This window comes from Peribacillus simplex NBRC 15720 = DSM 1321 (assembly GCF_002243645.1).
GTDB lineage: Bacteria > Bacillota > Bacilli > Bacillales > DSM-1321 > Peribacillus > Peribacillus simplex.
The window spans coordinates 3,738,126-3,760,343 of the sequence record NZ_CP017704.1; the positions used below are offsets into that span (position 1 = coordinate 3,738,126).

General features: G+C 37.8%; 27 protein-coding genes, 1 pseudogene and 1 riboswitch. Of the genes and pseudogenes, 21 read left to right on the forward strand and 7 right to left on the reverse strand.

The genetic code is table 11. From position 1 onward, the window contains the following. The first annotated feature begins 58 nt into the window (after nt 1-58). Both BS1321_RS27585 and BS1321_RS18030 read left to right on the forward strand, forming a co-directional pair. Nucleotides 59-199, forward strand: coding sequence for a hypothetical protein (locus tag BS1321_RS27585; protein WP_155726506.1), 141 nt, complete (start codon nt 59-61; stop codon nt 197-199). Beyond that, nucleotides 200-1,801 (forward strand): sodium:solute symporter family protein, encoded by a 1,602-nt coding sequence (locus tag BS1321_RS18030; protein ID WP_063235197.1) that lies wholly within the window; start codon nt 200-202, stop codon nt 1,799-1,801. It begins immediately after the preceding gene. Between the two features lie 85 nt (nt 1,802-1,886). Here the strand turns inward: BS1321_RS18030 and BS1321_RS18035 are convergent, their stop codons facing one another. Beyond that, the gene (locus BS1321_RS18035) at nt 1,887-2,381 is read right to left on the reverse strand and encodes a L,D-transpeptidase family protein (RefSeq protein WP_063235246.1); all 495 of its coding nucleotides are present in this window, start codon (nt 2,379-2,381) and stop codon (nt 1,887-1,889) included. Nucleotides 2,382-2,585: 204 nt separating this feature from the next. On the opposite strand from BS1321_RS18035, the gene BS1321_RS18040 reads away from it, so the two are divergent. The 3 genes from BS1321_RS18040 (at nt 2,586) to BS1321_RS18050 (ending at nt 4,401) form a co-directional block, all read left to right on the forward strand. Beyond that, nucleotides 2,586-2,924, forward strand: coding sequence for a hypothetical protein (locus BS1321_RS18040; RefSeq protein ID WP_063235196.1), 339 nt, complete (start codon nt 2,586-2,588; stop codon nt 2,922-2,924). Nucleotides 2,925-3,090: 166 nt separating this feature from the next. Continuing rightward, nucleotides 3,091-3,816, forward strand: a complete 726-nt coding sequence (locus BS1321_RS18045; RefSeq protein WP_063235195.1) for a ZIP family metal transporter — start codon at nt 3,091-3,093, stop codon at nt 3,814-3,816. Between the two features lie 195 nt (nt 3,817-4,011). Beyond that, nucleotides 4,012-4,401 (forward strand): hypothetical protein, encoded by a 390-nt coding sequence (locus BS1321_RS18050; protein ID WP_063235194.1) that lies wholly within the window; start codon nt 4,012-4,014, stop codon nt 4,399-4,401. Nucleotides 4,402-4,581: 180 nt separating this feature from the next. Here the strand turns inward: BS1321_RS18050 and BS1321_RS18060 are convergent, their stop codons facing one another. Together BS1321_RS18060 and BS1321_RS27590 are read right to left on the reverse strand one after the other, a co-directional pair. After that, the gene (locus BS1321_RS18060) at nt 4,582-5,463 is read right to left on the reverse strand and encodes a 5'-methylthioadenosine/S-adenosylhomocysteine nucleosidase (protein WP_063235192.1); all 882 of its coding nucleotides are present in this window, start codon (nt 5,461-5,463) and stop codon (nt 4,582-4,584) included. 176 nt (nt 5,464-5,639) lie between these two features. Further along, nucleotides 5,640-5,743: riboswitch (purine riboswitch) on the reverse strand. A 290-nt stretch (nt 5,744-6,033) separates the two neighbouring features. Beyond that, nucleotides 6,034-6,123 (reverse strand): annotated as a pseudogene (locus BS1321_RS27590) (5'-methylthioadenosine nucleosidase); the annotation flags it as partial. Nucleotides 6,124-6,552: 429 nt separating this feature from the next. On the opposite strand from BS1321_RS27590, the gene BS1321_RS18065 reads away from it, so the two are divergent. Then, nucleotides 6,553-6,873 (forward strand): hypothetical protein, encoded by a 321-nt coding sequence (locus tag BS1321_RS18065; protein WP_063235191.1) that lies wholly within the window; start codon nt 6,553-6,555, stop codon nt 6,871-6,873. 248 nt (nt 6,874-7,121) lie between these two features. Here the strand turns inward: BS1321_RS18065 and BS1321_RS18070 are convergent, their stop codons facing one another. After that, nucleotides 7,122-8,048 (reverse strand): NAD(P)-dependent alcohol dehydrogenase, encoded by a 927-nt coding sequence (locus tag BS1321_RS18070; protein WP_063235190.1) that lies wholly within the window; start codon nt 8,046-8,048, stop codon nt 7,122-7,124. Nucleotides 8,049-8,306: 258 nt separating this feature from the next. On the opposite strand from BS1321_RS18070, the gene BS1321_RS18075 reads away from it, so the two are divergent. The 4 genes from BS1321_RS18075 (at nt 8,307) to BS1321_RS18090 (ending at nt 10,516) form a co-directional block, all read left to right on the forward strand. Beyond that, nucleotides 8,307-8,876 (forward strand): dihydrofolate reductase family protein, encoded by a 570-nt coding sequence (locus BS1321_RS18075; RefSeq protein ID WP_063235189.1) that lies wholly within the window; start codon nt 8,307-8,309, stop codon nt 8,874-8,876. Between the two features lie 554 nt (nt 8,877-9,430). After that, nucleotides 9,431-9,925: a DUF6773 family protein gene (locus tag BS1321_RS18080; RefSeq protein ID WP_063235188.1), complete on the forward strand. Its 495-nt coding sequence runs from the start codon at nt 9,431-9,433 to the stop codon at nt 9,923-9,925. A gap of 28 nt (nt 9,926-9,953) precedes the next feature. Next, nucleotides 9,954-10,151, forward strand: coding sequence for a helix-turn-helix transcriptional regulator (locus tag BS1321_RS18085; RefSeq protein ID WP_063235187.1), 198 nt, complete (start codon nt 9,954-9,956; stop codon nt 10,149-10,151). A gap of 107 nt (nt 10,152-10,258) precedes the next feature. Beyond that, nucleotides 10,259-10,516 (forward strand): sigma-G-dependent sporulation-specific acid-soluble spore protein CsgA, encoded by a 258-nt coding sequence (locus tag BS1321_RS18090; protein ID WP_230162881.1) that lies wholly within the window; start codon nt 10,259-10,261, stop codon nt 10,514-10,516. A 45-nt stretch (nt 10,517-10,561) separates the two neighbouring features. Here the strand turns inward: BS1321_RS18090 and BS1321_RS18095 are convergent, their stop codons facing one another. Next, the gene (locus BS1321_RS18095; RefSeq protein WP_063235186.1) at nt 10,562-11,209 is read right to left on the reverse strand and encodes a hypothetical protein; all 648 of its coding nucleotides are present in this window, start codon (nt 11,207-11,209) and stop codon (nt 10,562-10,564) included. A 468-nt stretch (nt 11,210-11,677) separates the two neighbouring features. Then, the gene (locus BS1321_RS18100; RefSeq protein WP_063235185.1) at nt 11,678-12,544 is read right to left on the reverse strand and encodes a LysR family transcriptional regulator; all 867 of its coding nucleotides are present in this window, start codon (nt 12,542-12,544) and stop codon (nt 11,678-11,680) included. A 223-nt stretch (nt 12,545-12,767) separates the two neighbouring features. On the opposite strand from BS1321_RS18100, the gene BS1321_RS18105 reads away from it, so the two are divergent. The 6 genes from BS1321_RS18105 (at nt 12,768) to BS1321_RS18130 (ending at nt 16,208) form a co-directional block, all read left to right on the forward strand. Further along, a complete protein-coding gene (locus BS1321_RS18105) occupies nt 12,768-13,049 on the forward strand; it encodes a DUF2798 domain-containing protein (protein WP_063235184.1) in 282 nt (93 codons plus the stop codon). 206 nt (nt 13,050-13,255) lie between these two features. Next, nucleotides 13,256-13,474 (forward strand): DUF1659 domain-containing protein, encoded by a 219-nt coding sequence (locus BS1321_RS18110; protein ID WP_063235183.1) that lies wholly within the window; start codon nt 13,256-13,258, stop codon nt 13,472-13,474. A 43-nt stretch (nt 13,475-13,517) separates the two neighbouring features. Then, a complete protein-coding gene (locus tag BS1321_RS18115) occupies nt 13,518-13,736 on the forward strand; it encodes a DUF2922 domain-containing protein (RefSeq protein WP_063235182.1) in 219 nt (72 codons plus the stop codon). 52 nt (nt 13,737-13,788) lie between these two features. Further along, nucleotides 13,789-13,944 carry a YvrJ family protein gene (locus BS1321_RS18120; protein WP_057913045.1) on the forward strand — a complete coding sequence of 52 codons (156 nt, stop codon included), beginning with the start codon at nt 13,789-13,791 and terminating at the stop codon, nt 13,942-13,944. A gap of 311 nt (nt 13,945-14,255) precedes the next feature. Continuing rightward, the gene (locus BS1321_RS18125) at nt 14,256-14,699 is read left to right on the forward strand and encodes a KGG domain-containing protein (protein WP_198319693.1); all 444 of its coding nucleotides are present in this window, start codon (nt 14,256-14,258) and stop codon (nt 14,697-14,699) included. Nucleotides 14,700-14,861: 162 nt separating this feature from the next. Further along, entirely contained in the window at nt 14,862-16,208 is a 1,347-nt protein-coding gene (locus BS1321_RS18130; RefSeq protein WP_063235179.1) for a DUF3238 domain-containing protein, read from the forward strand. An 86-nt stretch (nt 16,209-16,294) separates the two neighbouring features. On the opposite strand, the gene BS1321_RS18135 is transcribed toward BS1321_RS18130, so the two are convergent. After that, a complete protein-coding gene (locus tag BS1321_RS18135; RefSeq protein WP_063235178.1) occupies nt 16,295-16,687 on the reverse strand; it encodes a thiol-disulfide oxidoreductase DCC family protein in 393 nt (130 codons plus the stop codon). A gap of 356 nt (nt 16,688-17,043) precedes the next feature. Here BS1321_RS18135 and BS1321_RS18140 point away from each other — a divergent pair, with 356 nt between their 5' ends. The 5 genes from BS1321_RS18140 (at nt 17,044) to BS1321_RS18160 (ending at nt 22,034) form a co-directional block, all read left to right on the forward strand. Then, entirely contained in the window at nt 17,044-18,015 is a 972-nt protein-coding gene (locus BS1321_RS18140) for an acyltransferase family protein (protein WP_063235177.1), read from the forward strand. Between the two features lie 454 nt (nt 18,016-18,469). Beyond that, nucleotides 18,470-19,639: a D-alanyl-D-alanine carboxypeptidase family protein gene (locus BS1321_RS18145; RefSeq protein ID WP_063235176.1), complete on the forward strand. Its 1,170-nt coding sequence runs from the start codon at nt 18,470-18,472 to the stop codon at nt 19,637-19,639. 386 nt (nt 19,640-20,025) lie between these two features. Beyond that, on the forward strand, nt 20,026-20,538 hold the full coding sequence (locus tag BS1321_RS18150; RefSeq protein ID WP_063235180.1) for a DUF3189 family protein: 513 nt from the start codon (nt 20,026-20,028) through the stop codon (nt 20,536-20,538). A gap of 333 nt (nt 20,539-20,871) precedes the next feature. After that, nucleotides 20,872-21,312: a cell wall hydrolase gene (locus BS1321_RS18155; protein ID WP_034310898.1), complete on the forward strand. Its 441-nt coding sequence runs from the start codon at nt 20,872-20,874 to the stop codon at nt 21,310-21,312. A gap of 266 nt (nt 21,313-21,578) precedes the next feature. Then, the gene (locus BS1321_RS18160) at nt 21,579-22,034 is read left to right on the forward strand and encodes an SRPBCC family protein (protein WP_063235175.1); all 456 of its coding nucleotides are present in this window, start codon (nt 21,579-21,581) and stop codon (nt 22,032-22,034) included. Nucleotides 22,035-22,218: the final 184 nt, after the last annotated feature.

The following is a 22,218-nucleotide window of genomic DNA, read 5'->3' on the forward strand; positions in this document are numbered from 1 at the left end:
GTATGGATATTGCATATTTAACTATTGATTATTTCTATTTTAATAAGGGGGTCAAGAAATGGGTGAGTTAATTTTCTCTTTAAGTTATGGGGGTTCCTTAATTGTCATGGGGTGGATCACGAAGGTTTTCCTAGTAAAAATGAAAAGAAATCAAGAAGAAATAAAAGCAAAAGATCCGATTGAAAAGGTGGGGATGTAAGTGGCCTTTCTGCTTGGTATTATCGTATCCTTTTGTGTTTATGTCTCGATCGGCATCTTTTTATTCAGGAAAGTGAAAAGCTCAGAGGAGTATTATGTTTCTGGACGAAGCGGAAACACATTGATGATAACCGGTACGCTTGTAGCATCTTTCCTAAGCACCGTATCTTTCATGGGAGAAGCGGGATTTTCTTATGAAGGGTATCCGATCCTGCTGCTGATCCTCGTTATTTTTAATGCAAGCGGCTATATATTCGGAGTCTTCCTGTTTGGCAGGTATTTAAGAAGAAGCAAATCATTGACGGTTCCTGAATTTTTTGGTAACCGCTTTCATTCTAAGAAGGTAAGACTGGCAGCTGCCATCACGACAATTCTCGGAATCTCTGCATACTTGGTTGCCGTTACTCAAGGGGCAGCCGTTTTATTGGCCGAGGTCTCTGGTGTTTCCTATCCAATGGCCTTAGTGATCATGTGGGTAGTGTATTCATCCTTTACCATTCTCTCAGGAGCGAAGGGGGTCATGGTGAATGATACGGTGATGTTCTTTTTATTCTCAATCGCAACCTATCTTAGTTTTCCTTATATTATCAAATCTGCAGGCGGGTTTCCTGATGCCGTTACGAAAGCGGCAAACCTGGCCGAACGGCCTGATTTATTAAGCTGGCATGGCATTACCAGACCGGCCGCAACGATGGGAACTCCTTGGGAAGCATTGGCATGGGCAGTCATCATGGGCTTGGTCTGGGGCATTGTCATTGCAGTGAGTCCATGGCAAAGCAGCCGATATTTAATGGCAAAAAATGAACATGTAGCCATCCGGGCCGGCGTTTGGGCCACCATATCCATTTTGACCGTCTATTTGTTTCTCCATATCAGCATATCGACAATCACCACCATTAAAGCGGATATCGCACCGACGGAAAAGGTATTCATTTGGGCAGCGATGAATATTGTCCCGACATGGCTTGGAGTCATCATCGTTAGCGGCATCATGGCTGCGGCATTATCATCCTGTTCGAGCTTCCTTCAGATAATAGGAAGCAGCATTACACGGGACATCATGGAACAATCAAGGAAAAAGGAATACACAGATCACCATCTATTACGGGCCAGCCGCATTTCCATGGTCGTAATCAGCTTGATCATCTTACTGATTGGATTATTCCAGCCGCCTGCTGTCATGTGGATCGGCTACTTTGCAGCAACATTATTTGCCGCATCATGGGGACCGATTGCCATATCAAGCGTATTTTCAAAGAAGGTAACAAAAGAAGGAGCCTTTTGGAGCATCGTATTCGGCTTCTTTGGCGTGATACTCGGGGAAAGCCTCAGCATGTTCGGAATTAGTCTTCCTGTATACTTTAATCCTGTAATCATCGGTTTAATCCTAAGTATAGGCGCACTTATCATTGGCTCCAAGTATGGAACGATCACCTTCGAAGAAAGGGAGTTTCAAGCAAATATCCTTCAAACCCCAATTGAAATAGACGAGCAAAAAGAAATGAACATCACCCGAAGATACCCAGCCTATTTAATGATCAGCGGCGTCATGATCATCATGGTTACACTGGTGTTTTATTATTGGCCGATAAATATGAATTGATTGATAAAACGATACTATTGTACTGGCAGGGGAAATCCCTGCCTTTTTTTGAATGAAAAAAAGTGTCCAGGTTTCCCTAAACACATTAAGGATGAATCGTAACCAATGTCCCGATTGGAACAATTCTTGATAATTCCTCCACGTCCCGATTATGCATTCGAATACAGCCTTTTGAGACAGCTTTACCAATTGAGCTGGGATCATTCGTTCCATGAATACCGTAGTGTTCTTTTGATAAACTCATCCACATTGTACCGAATGGGCCTCCGGGGTTGGGGGCTTTATTAATGATGATGAATTGTCCTACCGGTGTACCGAACAGCATTCTTCCAACAGCGATTGGATATTGTTTTTGCAGTACGCCATTTTTTAGCAGCCTTAGCTTACGGTTGTTAACGGACACATCGATCTGAAATGGAATGGTATCAGGAGGGGGAAAACCAGGGATCAAAATGGGTTGACCAGGATAAATGACATTTGGATTTATTGTCGGGTTAGCATTGATGATTGCCGATAGCGGTTTCCGATAGTCCCTGGATATCTGTGTCAGTGTTTCACCTGGTTTAACTGTATGAATCAGTCTAAACACCTCCATAGGTTATAGTTGTCATGTTACATTCTATGTGAATTTTTAAAAGTGTTTCGTAACTCGTTGTTAGCTGTTATCTATTTTTAATGAAACTTATATGTTAAGTAACTAAGCCGAAAAGAAACCGAAATGAACTTTTGATAAAATAAGTTTTTATGGAGAAGATTTTTTTGTAGTTAAAGAGGGGGAATAAGGGTGGAGGAACATGTGAAAAAGGCTTTAGTAGAATGGAATGAAGAAATCAGTGATGTGTTAAATGGGATAGAAAAAGAGTATGAAGAAGTTAAGCGTGATCTTCAGGTTTATTCCTATAAATTCAATATTACCAAGCAAGTTGTACAATCCACTATAAATGATGAAATTATTCGAAACATCCGCGAGCTCTATCATAAACCTTTTGAACAAAAATTGAACGAATTGAAAGAGTCTATAAAAGAGCTGGAAGAAAAGAGAAAGGTTTTCCAAATGTTTGTCGATAAAATTGAAAAGGTTAGTGAAAGAGAAGAAGGAAAATCGCAAATATCAGTCATATAAGGCAGCGATGCACCATAATCGGAAAGACTCTACTATTCTTTTTATACTTCTACTACGGCAGGAAATATAACTGCTTTTTTTTGCTGGAATTTGCAAAAAGCGGCCCCTTGTTTACCCCAACATCAACCCGGGTACACTATCCCATAAAAGGAAATGGGGGAATTCTATGTGGAATGCGGTCTTTTGGGGAGGGGTTTCGGGTTCTGCGGTCCTGCTTGGCGCACTAGCCGCCATCTTCATTCCGATAAAGAAAAACATCATTGGCTATATTATGGCTTTTGGTACGGGTGTATTGATTGGTGCAGCGGCATATGAGCTGCTTGCTGATTCGGTGAGTGATGGAGGAATCTGGGCGACGGCGATCGGATTCATCGCAGGGGCCGCCGTGTTTACTGCCTTGGATTTTCTTATTTCCAAAAAAGGTGCGGATAAAAGGAAACGGTCCAATAATAGCTCTTCGAAGGAAGCGGGCTTAGCCATTTTTATCGGGACTGTAATGGATGCCATACCGGAGTCGATCATGATTGGCGCAAGCTTAATAAGTGGTGGCTCGGTAAGCTGGTTATTGGTCATTGCCATCTTCATCAGTAATATTCCGGAGGGGCTCTCAAGTACAACAGGTCTGCTCAAAAGTGATTATTCCAAGAAGAAAATCATGCTGCTGTGGTTTTCCGTCCTGCTTATTTCGGCACTATCCTCTATGTCGGGCTATCTATTCCTCGATCATGCCCCGGACTATGTCCTGGCAGCGATGGCAGCCTTTGCAGGCGGCGGGATCATCGCCATGATCGCCTCAACGATGATGCCTGAAGCATTTGAAGACGGAGGGCCGATCACGGGGATATTCACCGCTGGCGGCCTGCTTATCTCTTTGGTTCTGGATTCGATGTGATAACGAAAAAGTGAGATTGTCCCCTTGGAAAGAAAGGGGGCATTTTTTTGTGGGGAAGTTAATTACGGCGCATTTTATAAATCTATCATAGAAGGAAATGCGCAGGCGAAATAAAGAAGAATTGCTGGTGTTAAAATATCATTTTAATTCATACACTCTTCATATAGATTTTTAGACATTGAGGAGATGTTAGAAATGAACTTCGAGATGCAAATTGCGAATATGTTGGCTGAGAATATAAATGGTTTCATTACATTCGTCCGGGAAAATCATGAAAATGAAAACAATTGCTTTTGTTTAAATAGAGATAAATTGTATCAATTGAAACTTCTTGTTGAGGAGTTTAAGTTTCAGGTTTTGGCAGATGAACTTAAACGAATCAATCGGTTTACCTGGGATGAAAACTACACGCATTTATTAGTTGATAGATTCAGAAAAGGGATGGGCATCATTGAAGAGTACGTAGAAAATAACTACAGCGATTTATTCATTTTTACCGCTAGACTTTACACATTGAATAGCCTCAGCTTAACATTTTGCAAAGAGGAAGAATCAACAAACAGTTGTTCAATCCACCATGAATGATGGGAATGGTTAGCATCCTATCAGAAGACAGTATTTCTGATGTGGAAAATAGTCCGGTTAATTTGGACACAGCCCACGCGAATAAAAAAAGAGCACATATAATATGTGCTCTTCTTTTATTCATTATAGGGATAGTTGACCAAAAAGATTCTAATTCTTTTATATGCTCCGAGCCCGGCCTTATTTGCTTGGCATCGTAGAGATATATTTTTTGACTACTTCATAAACATATTCTTGATTGGCTGCTGCTGTATTAGGGTTATATTTACCGCCATTTACTTTATTATTCGATAGTACTCGTATACCTAAGAAGGGCACATCGTAAGCTTTGGCGATTTGTGCTGCCGAAGCTCCTTCCATTTCTTCAACAGATGTACCATATTTCGTATGGAACCACTTAATCCGATCAACTTCATTATTCCAAACGTCTGCAGAACCGATAGTACCATCGACAACCTTACCTTTTGTGTAAGTATCTTTAACTGCATGAGCAGCTGCGAGTAAATCCTTATCTCCCTCGTAGAAGCGTGGTTTTTCAGCGTTAGGATCTTCTCCTGCACTTCCTTCAGAAGCCATTAGGTCCATCGGTTTCCAAATGGTTGGATCAATTCCTTGGTTTTCAGTTTTATCTGCTGTTTTTAATGAACCTAGGTTTACCGTTCTTTTTCCTAAAACAATATCAAAAACGTTTAAGCTTGGATCATGTCCGCCTGATGTTCCTTGATTGATGATGGCAATAGGGTTATATCTTTCAATGGCCAATGCTGTAGCGGCAGCTGTGTTTTCCATCCCTTTACCTGTTTTTGCAACGATTACAGGATAATTGTCTAAAGTTCCAATGTAAAATACAAAATCTCCTGATTTTTCTTCTTTAACATTTTTTAACCTTTTCGCGAAATTTTCAGCTTCGATTGGCATTGGACCTTGAATCATGATAGGCCTTTGAGTCTTTTTTTCGACCGTTTCATTTTTGGAAGCAGAACTGCATGCTGCAATCACCGACACGAAAAGTAATGTAATGATTCCTAATATAGTGTACTTTTTGAACATGTTTTTTCTCATATAATTTCTCCTTAAAACATATTTATTCGATTGTTTGATACACTCGCAGTTGCGGTCAAAGAAAAAGGTCCAGAACGGCAGAATGATTACTGCCTTCTAGACCTACGATAGTCAAAGTAAAGGTGATTAAGCAAAATGATTATAATGCTAAATCATTAGCTGCTCAAGAAAGCGGGCAGCCGAATACTTTAACTCGTAGTCTAGTTCTTTCACTGGGAACCAGGTAGAAACGCTCAGACCATATTTCCGAGCATATACGAGTAAATTACGATTATTACTTTTCTAATATAACAAACAAATGATAGATAATCAATGAAAAAGTGAACATTAAAATATAAATATAATTTAATGTTCGTATTTAAGAAGGTGTAGTTTGTTAAAATCGTTGATTTCTTTCATTTTAAAAGGAATTATAGTTATCCGTATTCACCGCAGCCGACCTGCTTATATCTTTGGTTTTGGATTCGATGTGATAACGAAAAAGTGAGATTTTCCCCTTGGAAGGAAAGGGGGCAGCTTTTTTGTGGGGAAGTTAATCACGGCGCATTTTAAATCTATCATAGAAGGAAATGCGATTTGTGCTGCCGAAGCTCCTTCCATTTCTTCAACAGATGTACCATATTTCCTATGGAACCATTTAATCCGATCAACTTCATTATTTCAAAGATATACAAAAATGAAGATCTACATTTAGCAGATCTTCATTTTTAAAATAGTTAACCCTTTTAAGGTACTTTCCATATGAAAGTATTCATTTGGAGATCATAATGATTTTCATATCTTTTCCAAGTCTGTTTGTAAGTTGGGTTAGCTTTTGTACTATATAGCATAGTTCAAAAACGTTGTATAATTTATTCACTTCCCAAATAGATGCTACTATTAGGATGATTAAAAATAACATCAGATATTTCTGTATCATTTTCAAAACTTCTAACTGTAATTTCAAGGTCTATATAGATAATTTCACCTATTTGAGCTGATTTTTGATCATCTATTTCATTAGAAAATGTTAGGAAAATAATGCTGAAGTTTTCTTTCCTTCTATAATGTGTATTTTAATAATATTATAAATAAAATGAGGTGGTTTATTTGGAACAAAATCATGATTATTATCAAAATCTATTAAAAAGACTTTGTAAAGCTGATAATATTTCTCCTCGAAAACCTAGGTTTGAAAATATTGAAGATCTAGTAATTATTCATGTTAAAAATCATTTGAAAGAAGGGGTAGATTTAGAATGTTTTAAGATTTTAAATCTTATTTATCAAACAGCTGTACCTTTAGGGATAAAATTCAATCAACAGTTATATTTATATCCAAATGGAGATAGATTAGATAGAGTAGCGATAACCTTTAACAAAAATGATTATATACTTTTAAATAAAAAACTAGAAAAAGGAGAGATTTAAATAATCAATACATATTGGAGATGGCCTCCCTCTAAGGTGGGCTATTTTTTTGGTCTTCCTTAAAATAATTAAAAATAAAAGATGTTTATAGTTAAAAATACCCGGATGTTGTTAATTAATATTTAAGATTAAATGCTGAAACTCCTACGGGAAAATCCATAGGAGCATGAGGTTTCGTTTTCCAATTATCAGCAAAATGAAACATGGGTTACAAAAGTTCTCAAAAAGCGGCTGTGTGCAAAGCGCTGTCAGGATTTATCATTATCAACCAAGGTTATCACTACATTTCCCTTTTTATGTCCTTGTTCTACATATCTATGTGCCTCGGGAATCTGTTCCAGCGGGTAGCGTTTATCAATAACCGATTTTATTGTTCCAGTTTCGATTAGCTCCTTGAGGAGTAGTAAATCTTCCGTAAGTATCTTTGCTATTCCTTGGCCTTCAACGGACACGTATCGCCCGTTCGGGGTCAGTGCTTTCTTGCAATTGGCTTTCGAGCTTTTCCCGACTGCATCAAAGATGATGTCATATCGCTCTTGTCTTTCCGTGAAATCTTCTTCCGTATAATCAATTACCTTATCGGCTCCCAATGATTTCACCAATTCAAAATTAGCGGCACTGCATACTCCGGTAACTTCTGCTCCAAAGTATCTGGCTAGCTGCACGGCTGAAGTACCTACCGAACCGGATGCACCGTAGATGAGGACTTTTTGTCCGTCCTGGATATTGGCTTTTCTGAAAAAATGCAGAGCTGTCGTTCCCCCAAAAGAAACGGAGGCGGCTTCCTCGTAGGTCATATTGGCAGGCTTCATTGCGATTGGTCCGTCTTCAGGTAAGCATGTGTATTCGGCATGAGCCCCGAAGTTCATTCCAGTCATGGCAAAAACTTGGTCGCCTTTTTTGAATTTTTTCACATTCCTGCCCGTTTCCTCTATTTCCCCGGCCAGCTCCACTCCCAGTATCGATTTTCGCGGTTTTCTAAGACCCAGGAAGATTCGCATCGGCAGCCATAATAAGAAGGGGCTCTTGAAACTCCGGACCCTTATGTCCCCTGAAGCGACTGTTGCGGCGTGGACCTTTACCAGAATTTCGTTGTCCTTGGGCGTTGGTTTTGCTACCTCTTTGAGTTCCAGTACATCGGGTGAACCGTATTTTGTGCATACCATTGCTTTCATCGCGAGTCTCCTTAGTTTTTGATACAATCTTTTAATACTATGATAGAAGCTGTAATATAAAACTAACGTAACTGAAGTAACTTCTGATGAAATGTTGAAAAGCAGCGAGATTCATGGGGATTTCCAGAGACAATAGGGATGCCTATTTTCACAATGCGCCTGTTGTAATGTCCCTGAGGTCATCCAAGAGTACGTTCAATTCGGATAATGCCTCGAAGCTGTTGGCTTTGCTGATACACGACAAAAGGAGATTAAAGAATGACGATTAACGAAAGACCAAGAAGAATAATTTTAGATTTAGCAGTTACATTAGATGGATTTATTGAAGGGCCTAAAGGAGAAGTCGACTGGTGCATCATGGACTCTGAAATGGGGTTTATTGATTTCTTAAATCAAATTGATACTATTTTTTATGGGAGAAAAAGCTATGATTTATGGGGACAATATACTCCAGAAAATGAGGTATCCGATACTGAAAAAGAAATGTGGAAATTAGTTCACGGCAAAGAAAAATTCATGTTTTCTAAAACAAAAAAAAGTACTGATAATAAAGTAACAATCATAAATGATAATATTGTTGAAGAAGTGAATAAAATAAAGAATAAACCTGGTAAAGACATCTGGCTTTATGGAGGGGCAAGTCTTATTACATCTTTTATAAGACTGGGGCTGGTTGATGAATTTAGGTTATCTGTTCACCCTGTTATTTTAGGGGAAGGAAAACCTTTGTTTGTTGACATAAAGGAGAGATTGAATCTAACACTCGTTGATACAAAAAGCTTTTCCTCTGGCGTTGTTCAACTTTGCTATCATCTTAATGAAGAGTAATCGATAAGCAAGATGATATAAATTTCTTTTTCAACTAATGGGGGAGTCTGCGGAATAAAGATCATTGAAATGATCAAACTTTTTTATGGAAAATTCATAATTAGATAAAAAGAGTAACTCCATTTTAAAAAAAATGGAGTTTTTGTATTTGCTGTTAAATAAGTATTGAAGGGAATTTCATTTGCTATCTGTTATTGAGTTCATATATGAAATTCTAATTTTATAGATAGAAGGTATTATTTGTTCCCAAACTCGTCCCATTGCCCTCTATAATTGGTTTGGTATTATTTAAAATCATGATTTCACGAGTAAAACCTTGAAATTCACGAGTAAAACTCCAAAACTCACGAGTAAAAGCTTAGAATTCACGAGTAAATCCCCAAAACTTACGAGTAAAACCCTAAATAAGGCTAGGGAGGTATCCATACTGATGTGTGGATCCCTTTTTTTATGCGTTTTGCAATTTATAAATTATAAAATGTAATATATATGTTGCGAAAAGTTAAATAAATCATATAATAAGGGTAAGCGATGGAATTAATGGAGGTCGATCGATGATGAGTCTATTTAAACGAACGAAAAAGATCACCGATGAGCGGATTGAGAATGTAAGAAATAAAATTTATAAAGAAATGTATCACGTCATCTTGGCCATTTGCTTGGTGAGTGCACTTTTCAAACTATATAAATATGGTGCAGACAGCGGGGAGTTATATCTGGAATTCGTGATCATTGTTGCAGGAGGGCTGTATTACTTAGCCCGTTCCATTTTCTTAGGTGTATTCTGGGATGAAGTGGAGATGCATGACCGCACCAGCAAAACACCGATGAGCAGGAAGACTGTCTTTGGTACGATTGCTTTGGCACTTATCATCGCTATATTCATGGGGGTGAATAGTGCTGTATCCTATGCGGATAGCAGTTCCCAGGGCGTATGGTATTTTGTATTGGTATCGTTTGTATCCGTTATGATCTATTTGCCGATTTTACTTCTGTTTTTTGGTGGTATATACTTGCTGGCGAAGAAAATCGGCATGAAAAATAGCTAAGATAATAAGAAATAGTAGGTGCCTTCCCTTGAAAAATATAAAACTGAAGCTTGCGAGAGTAGAAAAGGACTTGTCACAAGATGAACTAGCCAAGATTGTCGGCGTATCCAGGCAAACGATAGGATTGATTGAATCCGGAAAATATAATCCCTCATTAAGTTTGTGTGTCGGTATTTGTAAAGCATTATCCCGTACATTGGATGATTTGTTTTGGGAGGAGGACTGAAAAGGGTATCCATTGATTTGGATATCTTTTTTTTTAGGAATTTATCATCAAAAAATGGGGGAAGGTATAGCATGTAAGCAAAAAATCTAACATTCGAGAGGGATGGTATGATGGATCGTACGATTGGTTACTTACGTGAGATAATTTCTAACTATACGGACCAATATCCTGAAGCGCAGGAAATTTATAATAAAATCAAAAGCGGACATTTTCATTCTGAAGAAGAACTCGTCAATAAGCTTTCCGGTAAAGAATCTAGCTTTCTTAACCATATTCTTCCTCAGGAAATTAAGCATGCAAAGGAAGCTAGTGATACGGAACGGGTCACGCAATTATCAGAGGTATATGAACTGATTCTTATATGATAAAACCTTGTCCATGTGATCATGGACAAGGTTTTGTTGGTTTTTTTATTCCATTTCACTAAGTGAATCCATATGACTGGCTATCATGGCGATGATCGTGCTTGCTTCTTCTTTGCTGAAAATGAAATTCGTTTCATCCTTTATCAGGTCATCATCTGCTGTCCGAATCCGATTTATCCGTTTCAGCACACCATCACCTGTTTCCTGCACGATACCGAATTGATAGGTGACCTCGACTTCATTATCCTGAATATAGGCGGTAACTTCAGGCGTTTCCCAATCTACATCGATTTCGTATATTTCGGAATCTGCGCCGTCTGGATCATACAAATCATCTTTATCATCATCCATATCCATATCATATTCGTAATCGGTATCATCCTCTTCCAGATAGTTATGGAAGCTCTCATGTACAGCATCGACGATATCTTCAATGTCTGAAAGGATGACCTTGCTGACCTGCCCTAGGTCCGGATCGAACGATTCCATATAAAATTCTTCATTATACGGATCAAAAAACAGCGTGGAAAAATAATCCCTCTCATTGTCATCCAGCTCTGTGTAAAACTCGATGCGTGGATGCTTAGACCCGCGCTCCACGATCATGCTGCCATTGCGGTCATATTTCTCACAAATTGATTTAAGATGATCCTGCAATTCCCCGCTTACTCTGTCAAACCATTCTAATGACATCAACATCCACTTCCTTTCGTGATTATTATTTCCCAGAAAAGGCGAACATGACGTGCCATTTAAAGCCAAATGCAATATCTTCACCTGAAAAATGTAAGTTATAAAAAAAAATTTAAAGGAAAAAATAAGATGAAAAGCAAAAACGGTATTCTAATGGACGGATAATGCTGGAGCAAACCTGGCGGGTTGTTGTATAAGCTTTTCAGAGGTTTTATTTAGTAAAGCAATGCAGTTTGCAAAAAGCATTGCAATTGATGGAATAGTATAACCTGACAATTAGCCAGAGCCCACTTCCGCTGCATGTAAATTCTAATTTTAGGCCCATTTGAAACTCCCTTCATTAGTTTAGAAGGGAGTTTTTTAAGTTGTAGAAGACTGTGAGGTACGGTATTCATACTAATAAGCGAGCAGGTTCGTTTTTGAATACAAGACCTCTCGCATCTTTATATTTGGAATAAAGACTTTTTACTAAGCTTCATTTCTATACCTTTCAATAATAAAGTCAATAAAATACCTACTTGCTATTGGCAATACTCTTTTATCCTTGTATGCCAAAGTAATTGTTCGAGTAATAGAAGGAGAGATAGCCTTCGTTACAATATTATAGGGACATTTATTTAAGAGCAGTTTCGGTAAAATCGAAATGCCAAGCTCTTGTTCAATCATGGACATAATCGCATAAGGGTCATATACACGGTATTGTGTATCAGGTTCAAAATTGTACTGTTTAAAAATTATTAATGGTTCATTTATAACTCCCTCATCCAACAGGATATAAGGATCTTTTAGCAATTCTTTCAATGAGACTTTTGTGGATGATGCTAAAGGATGATCAACTGGCATTACAGCCAGCATTTCATCTTCTTGCAAGGGAATCGTAGTTAAATCCGTAACATTTGAATTCACAAAGCCAAAGTCTACGCTGCCTTCTTTAATCCAGTTTGAGATTTCCGTATAATTTCCTTGTTGTAATTCGAAATGAACAGTTGGGTAAAGTTCCTTAAAATCTTTGATCAATCCCGGTAGCCAATGACATGTAACACTGGAAAATGTGCCAATTCGAATAAGTCCACTTTGCAGTCCTTCCATCTCTTTATGCTTTTCAGTCAGTTCCCTATGTGAATTACAAATCTTCCTGATATATGGCAAAAATTCCTCGCCATCTGGTGTCAGTGTAATACCCTTTCGAGAGCGTAAAATAAGAGTGGTAGAAAGTTCTTCCTCTAATGAATGCACCATTTGGCTAATGGCGGACTGAGTATAGCCAAGTTCTTCAGCAGCTTTTGTAAAACTGCCTGTTTCTATAGTTTTGATAAAAGCATAATACGAATTCAACCTCACTAACTCCTTTATATTAGTAATTCTAATAGATCTATTATAAAAATTGGTTTTACTTATGTAAATGGAAGAAATAAAATAAAGTTGGGAATAGAACTGTAGAACAACGTAAATCAAGCATAATTGATTATTGGTTGGGAATTAATGTTTTACTTATTAAATTAATTAAAAATATCAAGGAACCTAAAATTATTAGATCAGGGGTTGAAGAAGAAAAATAATGAATATTAACGTTAAATACAGAAATATTATTTATGCATTTTTAATGGCTTTTAGTATGTCCTTTTTTATTTCATTTATATTAGTCTCAATAAATAGGGGTTATGATCATATATTCTTATCTACATGGTTAAAAACTTGGTCACAGGCTTTTATCTGTGCTTTCTTTGGAGCTTACTTTTTTCCGAGAGTAATACAACAAATAATGAGAAGAATTAATTTTGTAGAAAAACCGCTAATAATTGAGAAAGATTTTTTAATGAGAGAAGAAGACAATGGCTAATGGTGAGTAGAGAATTTAAATTTCGGTAATAAAATGTGTTTTAAAGGATTTCCTGAAAAACTGTTAAAAATATGGCTTTTAAAAATACTGATATAGAGCTGCCCAATTGATGGGCGGCTTTTTATTCGTTTCCCTGAAGAAATTTCAAGACCATGCTACTTTCATTCCGTAAAAGTTTATATAGAGTGTGAAAGGGGGTGAGTGGCATGGCAAACCAGATTCCAGTATCAAGTACGTTGCGGATCGATTTTGAGACGGGGTTAAATGAAAAAGGGGCTCTCGTTTTCAAGCGGAGGACATTTTCGAACATCAAGGTCGAGGCGACGGCGGATCAGTTGTTTTCGACAGCTGTTGCAATCACAAGTGTTCAGAATCATCCAATGGGTGAAGTGACCCGAGTGGATACGTATTCATTGATTGGCTAATCGGTTTTTGGAAGGATGGCGGAAGAGGGGGAGGTGATTTGAATTGGCTAAAGTACTGGAATTGATTTTCGTTACCGAGGAAGGAAAGTCAGCGACGATTTCCGTTGATAATCCGAAGGAGCCGGTCGAAGTAAATACGGTTAAACTGGCAATGGAAAAAATGATTGCGGGGAACGTGTTCGTTACATCTTCAGGGGATTTCGTCGATTTGAAGGCGGCGCGCCTTGTCGAGCGAAATGTCGAGGAAGTGGAACTTATCTAACGAATGGAAAGGTCATCTTTGTTGGACACCCTGGAAGTGAGGTGAATGAATAGTGGATCAAATCCTGCCATTTGTCAGTGATATTGGGTTCCCGATCATTGTTACCCTTTATTTGCTTCATAGGATTGAAACGAAATTGGATACTTTGAATGAAACCCTTGTGGAGCTGCCAGATCGCCTGCGAGAAGGGATTCCCAAGTCAGGTTAAGGATAAGCGGGAAGCATCATGAGTGATATCATTCATGATGCTTTTCCTTTTTAATGGAAAAGTTTTAATAGATTCTAGTTTTATATCACAACCATCGGGTATACATAAAACTGTAGCTAGTTCATCAAAAATCCAATTAATAAGGAGGAGTTTTAATGACTAACAACAATGAAAAAATGAGCAGGGAAGAAGCTGGCCGCAAAGGCGGGGAAGCTACAGCAAAAAATCATGATAAGGAATTTTTCCAAGAGATTGGTCAAAAAGGCGGAGAGGCACGAGCCAATCAACGTGATGGGTCTGATGATGGAAAAATGAGCAGTGAAGAAGCAGGCCGTAAAGGTGGAGAAACAACAGCGAAAAATCATGATAAGGAATTCTATCAAGAGATTGGCCAAAAAGGCGGAGAAGCAACATCCGAAAATCATGATAAGGAATTCTATCAAGAGATTGGTCAAAAAGGCGGAGAAGCAACATCCAAAAATCATGATAAGGAATTCTATCAAGAGATTGGTCAAAAAGGCGGAGAAGCAACATCCGAAAATCATGATAAGGAATTCTATAAAGAGAATGGCCAAAAAGGCGGAGAAGCGACATCCGACAGTCATGGCAAGGAATTCTATCAGGAAATCGGCGAAAAAGGCGGAGTGGCACGGGCCAATCAACGAGATGGCGACGGCAGCTCTGACGGTTCCGGTAATGGAAAAATGAGCAGGGAAGAAGCAGGACGTAAGGGTGGAGAAAAAAGCCGCCGTTAAAATATAATCCAGTGAAACTATAAATGACCGAGGGAGTAACCATTCCCTCGGTTTTTTTATGTCATCAGAAAGTCCCAGAGGAAATAACCTTCACAGCACATTGCAAAGTGTGCTTGGAGATTAAAGTGGGTAAAGAAATAACACCTAGAAAAGGAAGAGGTGATGAAGAAGTTGATTGCCCATTATTCATTTCCCGGTTTAAAAGTAGGCGGAATTACATTCACTGCACGGCATTCATTGCTTGCTCTTGGTCTTGCGGGCATCGCTTATCTCATTTCGAATAAGAGGAAGCATCAAGCGGTATTCAAAACGGCTTCATTGATGTGTAAGATCGAACGGAAAGAAGATGCCATTAAGCTTATTTGGCCTGATGAAGGTGGTTTCTATCGGGTATTTAGGGGGAAAGAGCTGATTTACAGCGGACCAGAGCCAAGGATGGCAGATCGGGGACTGACTCCAGGAACCATCTATACGTACTCGATAGATAGCTTGAATGAAAAGGAACAGTCAGTGAACAGGATGAAAATACAGACATCAACGACGGCCGAGAATAAAAAAGAGGATAATATCCTTTTGGATTTGGTATTCACCACGATTGTCGCAAAAGGCCAAGCCAGCCTGGAATGGGAGCCCATCAAAGGAATAAAAGAGTATCGGGTTTACCGAAACGGCGTGGATATTGGGAAAGTGGGTGGATGTTCCTTCAGTGATCGGAGTATTAGTGAGGATCAGGAATACACATATACCATTAAAGCAAAGCGGCCCCTTCCGCGTTCAGAGCAGGAGTCCTATGCCGTGAAATCCCTTGTAGCGAGTATTGTCGGAGCCGTAAAAAAAGGATCATCCCAAGCACAGGCAGCGATCGAGGAAATAACGAATACGAAAAAGATAGGACCTGTAAAACAGCTTTTGCAGTCAGTTGAAAACGATGTGGATGGTAAAAAGAAAAGAAATTGGCAGCTGCGCTATTCCACCTTTTTACCGGAAGAGTGGCTTAAAAACCCCAATCTTGCCTCAAAGGTTCCTTATTTTAAAGGAGACAACCGCGGGTTTGATCCTGAATCACCCCGATACAGAACTAGGGTCGATGTGTACATTCACGAAAAGGAAAGTGAAGCCGAGATTGAATTTTCCAAAGCAGTCGGAAAAAGTGAGGCCTACAACCATGATGGGGATTTTCTCGAAGAAGGAGTGGCCCCGGATGAAGACATTGTAGTGAAGCGCGTATTATCCAATCATGAGAAAACAACGATTCAGCTGACACACTCTGTAGGCAACCCAATCATCATTTCTCCTGCCGTGGATTATAAAGTGATCGGGACCTTTTACCGAAATGGCGAAATCAATATAGCCGGCTATCATGATCAGGCACCGCATCACGAAGTCTATCTAAAGGAGGCAGATGAACAAAACTGGGAACCCCTGCACCTAGCGGAAAACAAAGGGCTTGAAATGATGGCGCATCCAACGGCCAACCATTTATGGAGATACTCCACATTTACACAATGAAAGGACGAAAAGCCATGATCGCTGATCGTCCTTTTTTTTTGATACTAGAAAGTTGACCATTTCTAATACAACAAATACATTGTTTTTTACAAAAATCGCTTTCGAACACTTGGCGACGGCAGCATACAGCTTTCTTCTTTCTTTCCGAACCATTTGTAACGGTTCCTGGCAATGAAATCATAAACGATGTTCCGGATGAAGCTTGGAACGATGATGAAGCCGTAAAGCAATTTCCATGCCCCCTGTAAGCGGCGGCAAATCCTCAAGGCTGCAGACGATTTATAGTAGGCCTTATCCCTTTCGATCAGGACCATGCTATCTATATCTGCAGGAACATCATACTTCTTCAGCAACTCTTGTCCCGCCTCACTTTGAAGCGAAGCGTAATGAAAAAGCCCCTGAGGATCCCGCTTTATAATGAACTGGACACTCGAATCGCAAAAGTTGCATTCACCATCAAATAAAATGACCGAATTCATGAACATTCCTCCTATAGAGAGACGTTATCATACTCATGCTTATATAATACACTACCCGTTTTGGTAAGGCGAAAACGTCTGGAACTGCTTGGGGTATTGAAATGCTGGAAGTGATTGTTCGTTCCGGAAAGTTACTAAACGGGTGCGTTAGTTTTTTGGTTTCAGTCTCTGTTATCAAACTGTTATTTTCCATTAACTATACTGTAAACAAGCTATGTTATGGTAGATACTCCGATGAAGTTCCTTTAGTAAAAAGCCGGCAATCCTTTATTAGAGGAAAGCCGGTTTTTTCATTCAAACCATAATTGAGGATCAGGAGATCTAACTAGTAGTTTCTTTATAGGAGGTAAGATTTTATGAAACGTGATCCTTATTTTGATAATGCGAAAGCTGTGTTAATCGTACTAGTAGTTTTAGGACACACATTAGCTAGAATGGTAGAAGAAAACGAATGGATTTTAACTATTTATTTGTTTGTTTTTTCATTCCATATGCCAGCTTTTATTTTAGTATCCGGCTATTTTTCAAGAAAGATAAAAAGTAAAAAGGACCTCTGGGTGCTAATAAAGAAAATATTAATTCCCTATGTAATATTCCAGGTGATTTATACCTTCTATTATCAGAAGTTATTTGATGAACCAATTGAATTCACAATTTTGACTCCAAGATGGGCCTTATGGTTCTTAATAAGCTTATTCTTTTGGAATTTATTATTGTTTGTATTTTCCTCTCGAAAATATGGAATCGTTTTTTCAATAATTGTATCTCTAATAATTGGTTACATTGGTGAAGTAAATGAATGGTTAAGTTTGTCGAGAACGTTCTTTTTCTTTCCTTTCTTTTTAGTTGGACATTTTTTAGAAAAAAATCATTTTGAATGGGTTAAAAAGAAAAGTAATGCCCTAATAGGCTGGGGTGTACTAGGGTTAATTTTTACCGGTATTTATTTCTATGGTGAAATTACTTGGAGGGAGTGGTTTTATGGTCGTTTAGGCTATAAGGAATTAATGGAAGGTTCCATTTCCCTCGGTTTTATATATAAGTTGATCGTTTATTTAATTATGGGAGCAGCAACTTATTGTTTTTTTTGTATCGTTCCTAAAAAGCATACATTTTTTACTGAGATAGGATCCATTACATTAGTAATTTATCTTTTTCATATGTTTATTCTGGAATATGTTTATAACTCATTTATTTATGATTGGATCAAAGAAAGTGGCCAATATTATGTTTTATTAGTCATACCTGTAACCATTATATTTATATTATCAAGAAAACCGATTGTAAAAGTGGAATGTGTATTAATAGGTATGAAAATGAAAACATAACACTAGATGAATCAGAATCTGAAGTAAACTGTCCAAAAAATTCAGGTCCAAAATACATGAACATGAATATTTCATATAAGTGATGTAATCCTAAAAAGTAACTAGCCCTTCAGTTTGAAGGGTTTTTTCATGAAAAGATATTGTCATGGAGGTGGACCCATCGCCATCAAGATAAAAAAACACACAGATACCCTAATTTGGTGATTTACAAAAATACTATCTTTTTAACAGGGGAATCTTTTTTTATTTAAATGAAATGGAGCCTCCCACTAACAGGGCAATGCCCCTTATAAAGTTATTTCAGGAAATAAAATGAAGGTCATTAACCGAAATGTTTCCAAAATTATTAAGGGGTAATTACTTTTGTATTTCACTTTCAATAAAACATCTCTATACTTTCAGATTTATTTTATTATGGCTATATAGGATTTTACTATCATTAAAGGAGCGGCATATGAAAAAGTTTTTCTTCATCTTCATTTTGGCTTTAATCCCCTTCGCCTCTACGACTGTAAGTGCAGAATCTGACTTACCACTCAATAGTGAAGCCGGGATCATTATTGATGCGAAAAGTGGGAACGTATTATACGAAAAAAATATGAAAAAAAGTATGTATCCAGCCAGTCTAACGAAAATTGCCACTGCTATATATGCTATAGAACACGGCGATCCGAACGAACTAGTGACTGTAAGCAAAAAAGCAGCGGAGGCAGACGGGTCTTCGGTATTCATTGAACCTGGGGAGGAAATAGAGCTTTCCAAATTAATTGCAGGAATGCTAATCAACTCCGGAAATGATGCAGCCATCGCAATTGCCGAGCATATGTCTGGCAGTGAAAAACTGTTTATGGAAGATTTGAATGAGTTTTTAAGAAAAGAAGTAAACATCTCCGATACTCATTTTACAAACCCCCATGGATTGTTTGACAAAGACCATGTAACTACAGCCAGTGACCTTGCAAAAATTACCCAATATGCAATGAAAAATGAAACTTTCCGTGAGTATTTTGGGAAGAAGAATTTACCATGGGAAGTGGAAACATGGGACACAACTCTAATTACCCATCATAAAATGTTAAAAGGCGAACTCCCCTATAAGGGAATAACCGGCGGGAAAACCGGTTTCGTCAGTCAATCCGGCTACACCCTGATTTCTACTGCTACTAGAGGAGAACAGGACTTGATTGCCGTCACTCTAAAAGCTCCTTCAGACAAAGTTGCCTACTCTGATACTGAGCTTTTATTCAACTATGGCTTTGAAAACTTTAAATCAGGCAAAATTGATAAAAAAAGCAAACTTTATTCAGCGGACTACTCTAATACCTACACGCTGAACGAAGATTTATTCTATACTCATTTAATTAGTGATCAACCTAGTCTAAAAACGAGTAATGATGGAATTCTCTCAATCATGAACCAAGAAGGGGAAGCAATAGAATCCTTTGACCTTAAAACGGTCGCTGATGTCAGGAACACAGTATTGCCTGCCTCGATTAAAAAAGAAACAATCGATGATGAGCTACTAAATTTTATGTCCCATCTCAAGGATGGGGAGGCTTCGTCATTTTTACTAAAAAAATCACCGCATGGAATCAGAAGCGTTGCTGCCTTATACATACCCTAGACACTAAAGGGGAGCTTAAAAATAATAAAAACAATAAAAGAGTGCACTTATTATACTTGACTAATAGGTGTACTTTTTATTTTTTTAACGATTTTTATGATTTAGGTCTTGATAATTCCAGGACAGGAATATTCTTATACCGCAAAAAGGTCGTGTTTATGGATAGGACAACTTAATTATGTGAATCAAGAGAATATGACTAAATTCGATATATTTCCCTGAATTATATGGGGTAAATGTATTCTATTTATGAAACTGACGGGGTAGTTTGGAGAGTATGGCGCATTTGCCACATAGAGAATAATAAAAGCTAAAAATAATCAACAGAATTGGAAATGGAGTATATGCCCATAATAGTGTTAAATAAAACTATTAGGGATGATTTCATGATGTATATCTATAATGATTATGGGGGTACTCATACCACGTCTTTGGCTGCCGCATATCATTTAAAACAATTACCTCAATCGGAAAGAAAACTAACTTCGGAAGAAATATTAAATGTAAAATATTTCAATAAATTAACGAAAGAAGATTTTGGAAAGCTAATTTTTCGCGGGACCGATGAAGAGGGCAACTCAGTTTATACAATTGGACATAAAAGAGAGAAACTTGTTGTTCCGGCATTAAAAGAATTGACTTTACTACTAGAAGAGAAATTTCATTTTAACGAAAAAATAGTATTCTCCAATACATCACCAACTGTACCTATTGCTATGTCTATAGGGGGGTATTTATCAAGAGCATTAAAAATTGATTTTATAGGTGTACCATTATTGCTTATAGGTACCAAACAATGCTGTGATAATATTTTTCGGCTGGTTGAAAATACGAAACAAATTGGGAAAGCAGCGCATGGGGAAAAAGTGATTATCTTGGAAAATGAAAAATATAAGTAATACTATTAAAGGTTTTTCTCTGTTAGTAAAAGATTGCTTAGCCCAAAGGAATTCGTTTTTTGACCTTTAGTAACGATCTTCTTCAATCGGGCGCGATTCTTTAATAAGAATCGCTTTTCTTAGTGAACTAACGGGTGCTTTACTTCAGGGTTGCTGCGGCAACCTTTTTCTTACGGAACTAACGAGGCAGGTTAGTTGAATTAAAGGGAAAAAAGAATGCAATAGTTTTCATTTTACTTAAAAGCTGTAAGTTATTATAACTAAGCATTTATATTACATAAATAATGACATGACTGTAGGCTATTTTTCATACAATATTTTTGGGGTGGAAAAATGACAAGAGCAAAATACACAAGTTCAGACGTTGACTTAATGGCAAGGATGATGAGAGCAGAAGCCGAAGGTGAAGGAAAACAAGGAATGTTATATGTTGGAAATGTAATTGTGAATCGTCTTGTAGCTAATTGTTTAGACTTTAAAGGTTTAAGAACAATTCCACAAGTCATTTATCAAGTACAAGGAGGAAATTATTCTTTTGAAGCTGTTCAAAAAGGGAATGTATTTTATCAAAGAGCGAGAGGTATTGAAAGAAGATTAGCAGAACAGAATTTGAAGCACTGGAGACAGCATCCGGCTAGATATGCTCTTTGGTATTTTAATCCATATGCTCCATGCCCTCCAACATGGTATGATCAACCTCATACTGGTCAATTTAAAGACCATTGTTTTTATGAACCAAAACCTGGAACATGTGATAGTGTTTATAGAGGTTAAGCTTACTCTTTGAGTAAGCTTTTTTACATATTTAAAATATTTATACAATATAAAACTTTTAGTAATAGTTTTTATCTAAAAAAGTAAGATTGTGAATTATTGTACTTAAGCTAACGGGTGCGTTAGCTGGAGAACAGAGCTGTCTTAAAGACAGCTTTTTCTTATGGAACTATCGGGGCAGTTTAGTTGAATAAGGGCTAGGTAATAATGGCCTCAACGAACTATAATGTGGGTGTTAGAAAGTGCTTATAAAAGGGGAATAAGAAATGCCTGTTATTGAGTATCAACAATTTATTAAAGCACCAGTTGAATTATGTTTTGACATTAAGAGGAGCGTGGATATTCATACCAAAACGACAGCTAAAACAAAGGAAATCGCTGTTGATGGTGTGACAGAAGGGCTATTAGAGGCGGGAGATACTGTTACTTGGGAAGCCATTCACTTTGGTATTAAACAAAGGCTGAAAGCCCAAGTGACATTCATGGAAAAACCAAATAAGTTTGTAGATATTATGGTGAAGGGAGCCTTCCATTCTTTTGTTCACACACATCAGTTTATAGAAGAACCAGGCGGAACTATAATGATAGATAAATTTCAATATAAGTCACCGTTTGGTCCCGTTGGAGTTTTAGCTGATAAGTTGTTTTTGGAGAAGTACATGAGAGCATTTATCATTTCTCGTGCAAAGGCACTGAAAAAGATTGCCGAGAATATGCTCTAACCTTGTTTAACTAACGGGTGCTTTACTTCCATAAGGAGGTTGCTGAGGCAGCCTTTTTTGTATGGAACTAAACCAGCTAATAGTTTGTCAACATTTTTCAATAAAAAGATAAAAACATACGTGATATACTAATAATAGGCATACCAAATAACCTTCCTTCAGACTCTCATTTGGAAGGTTTTGT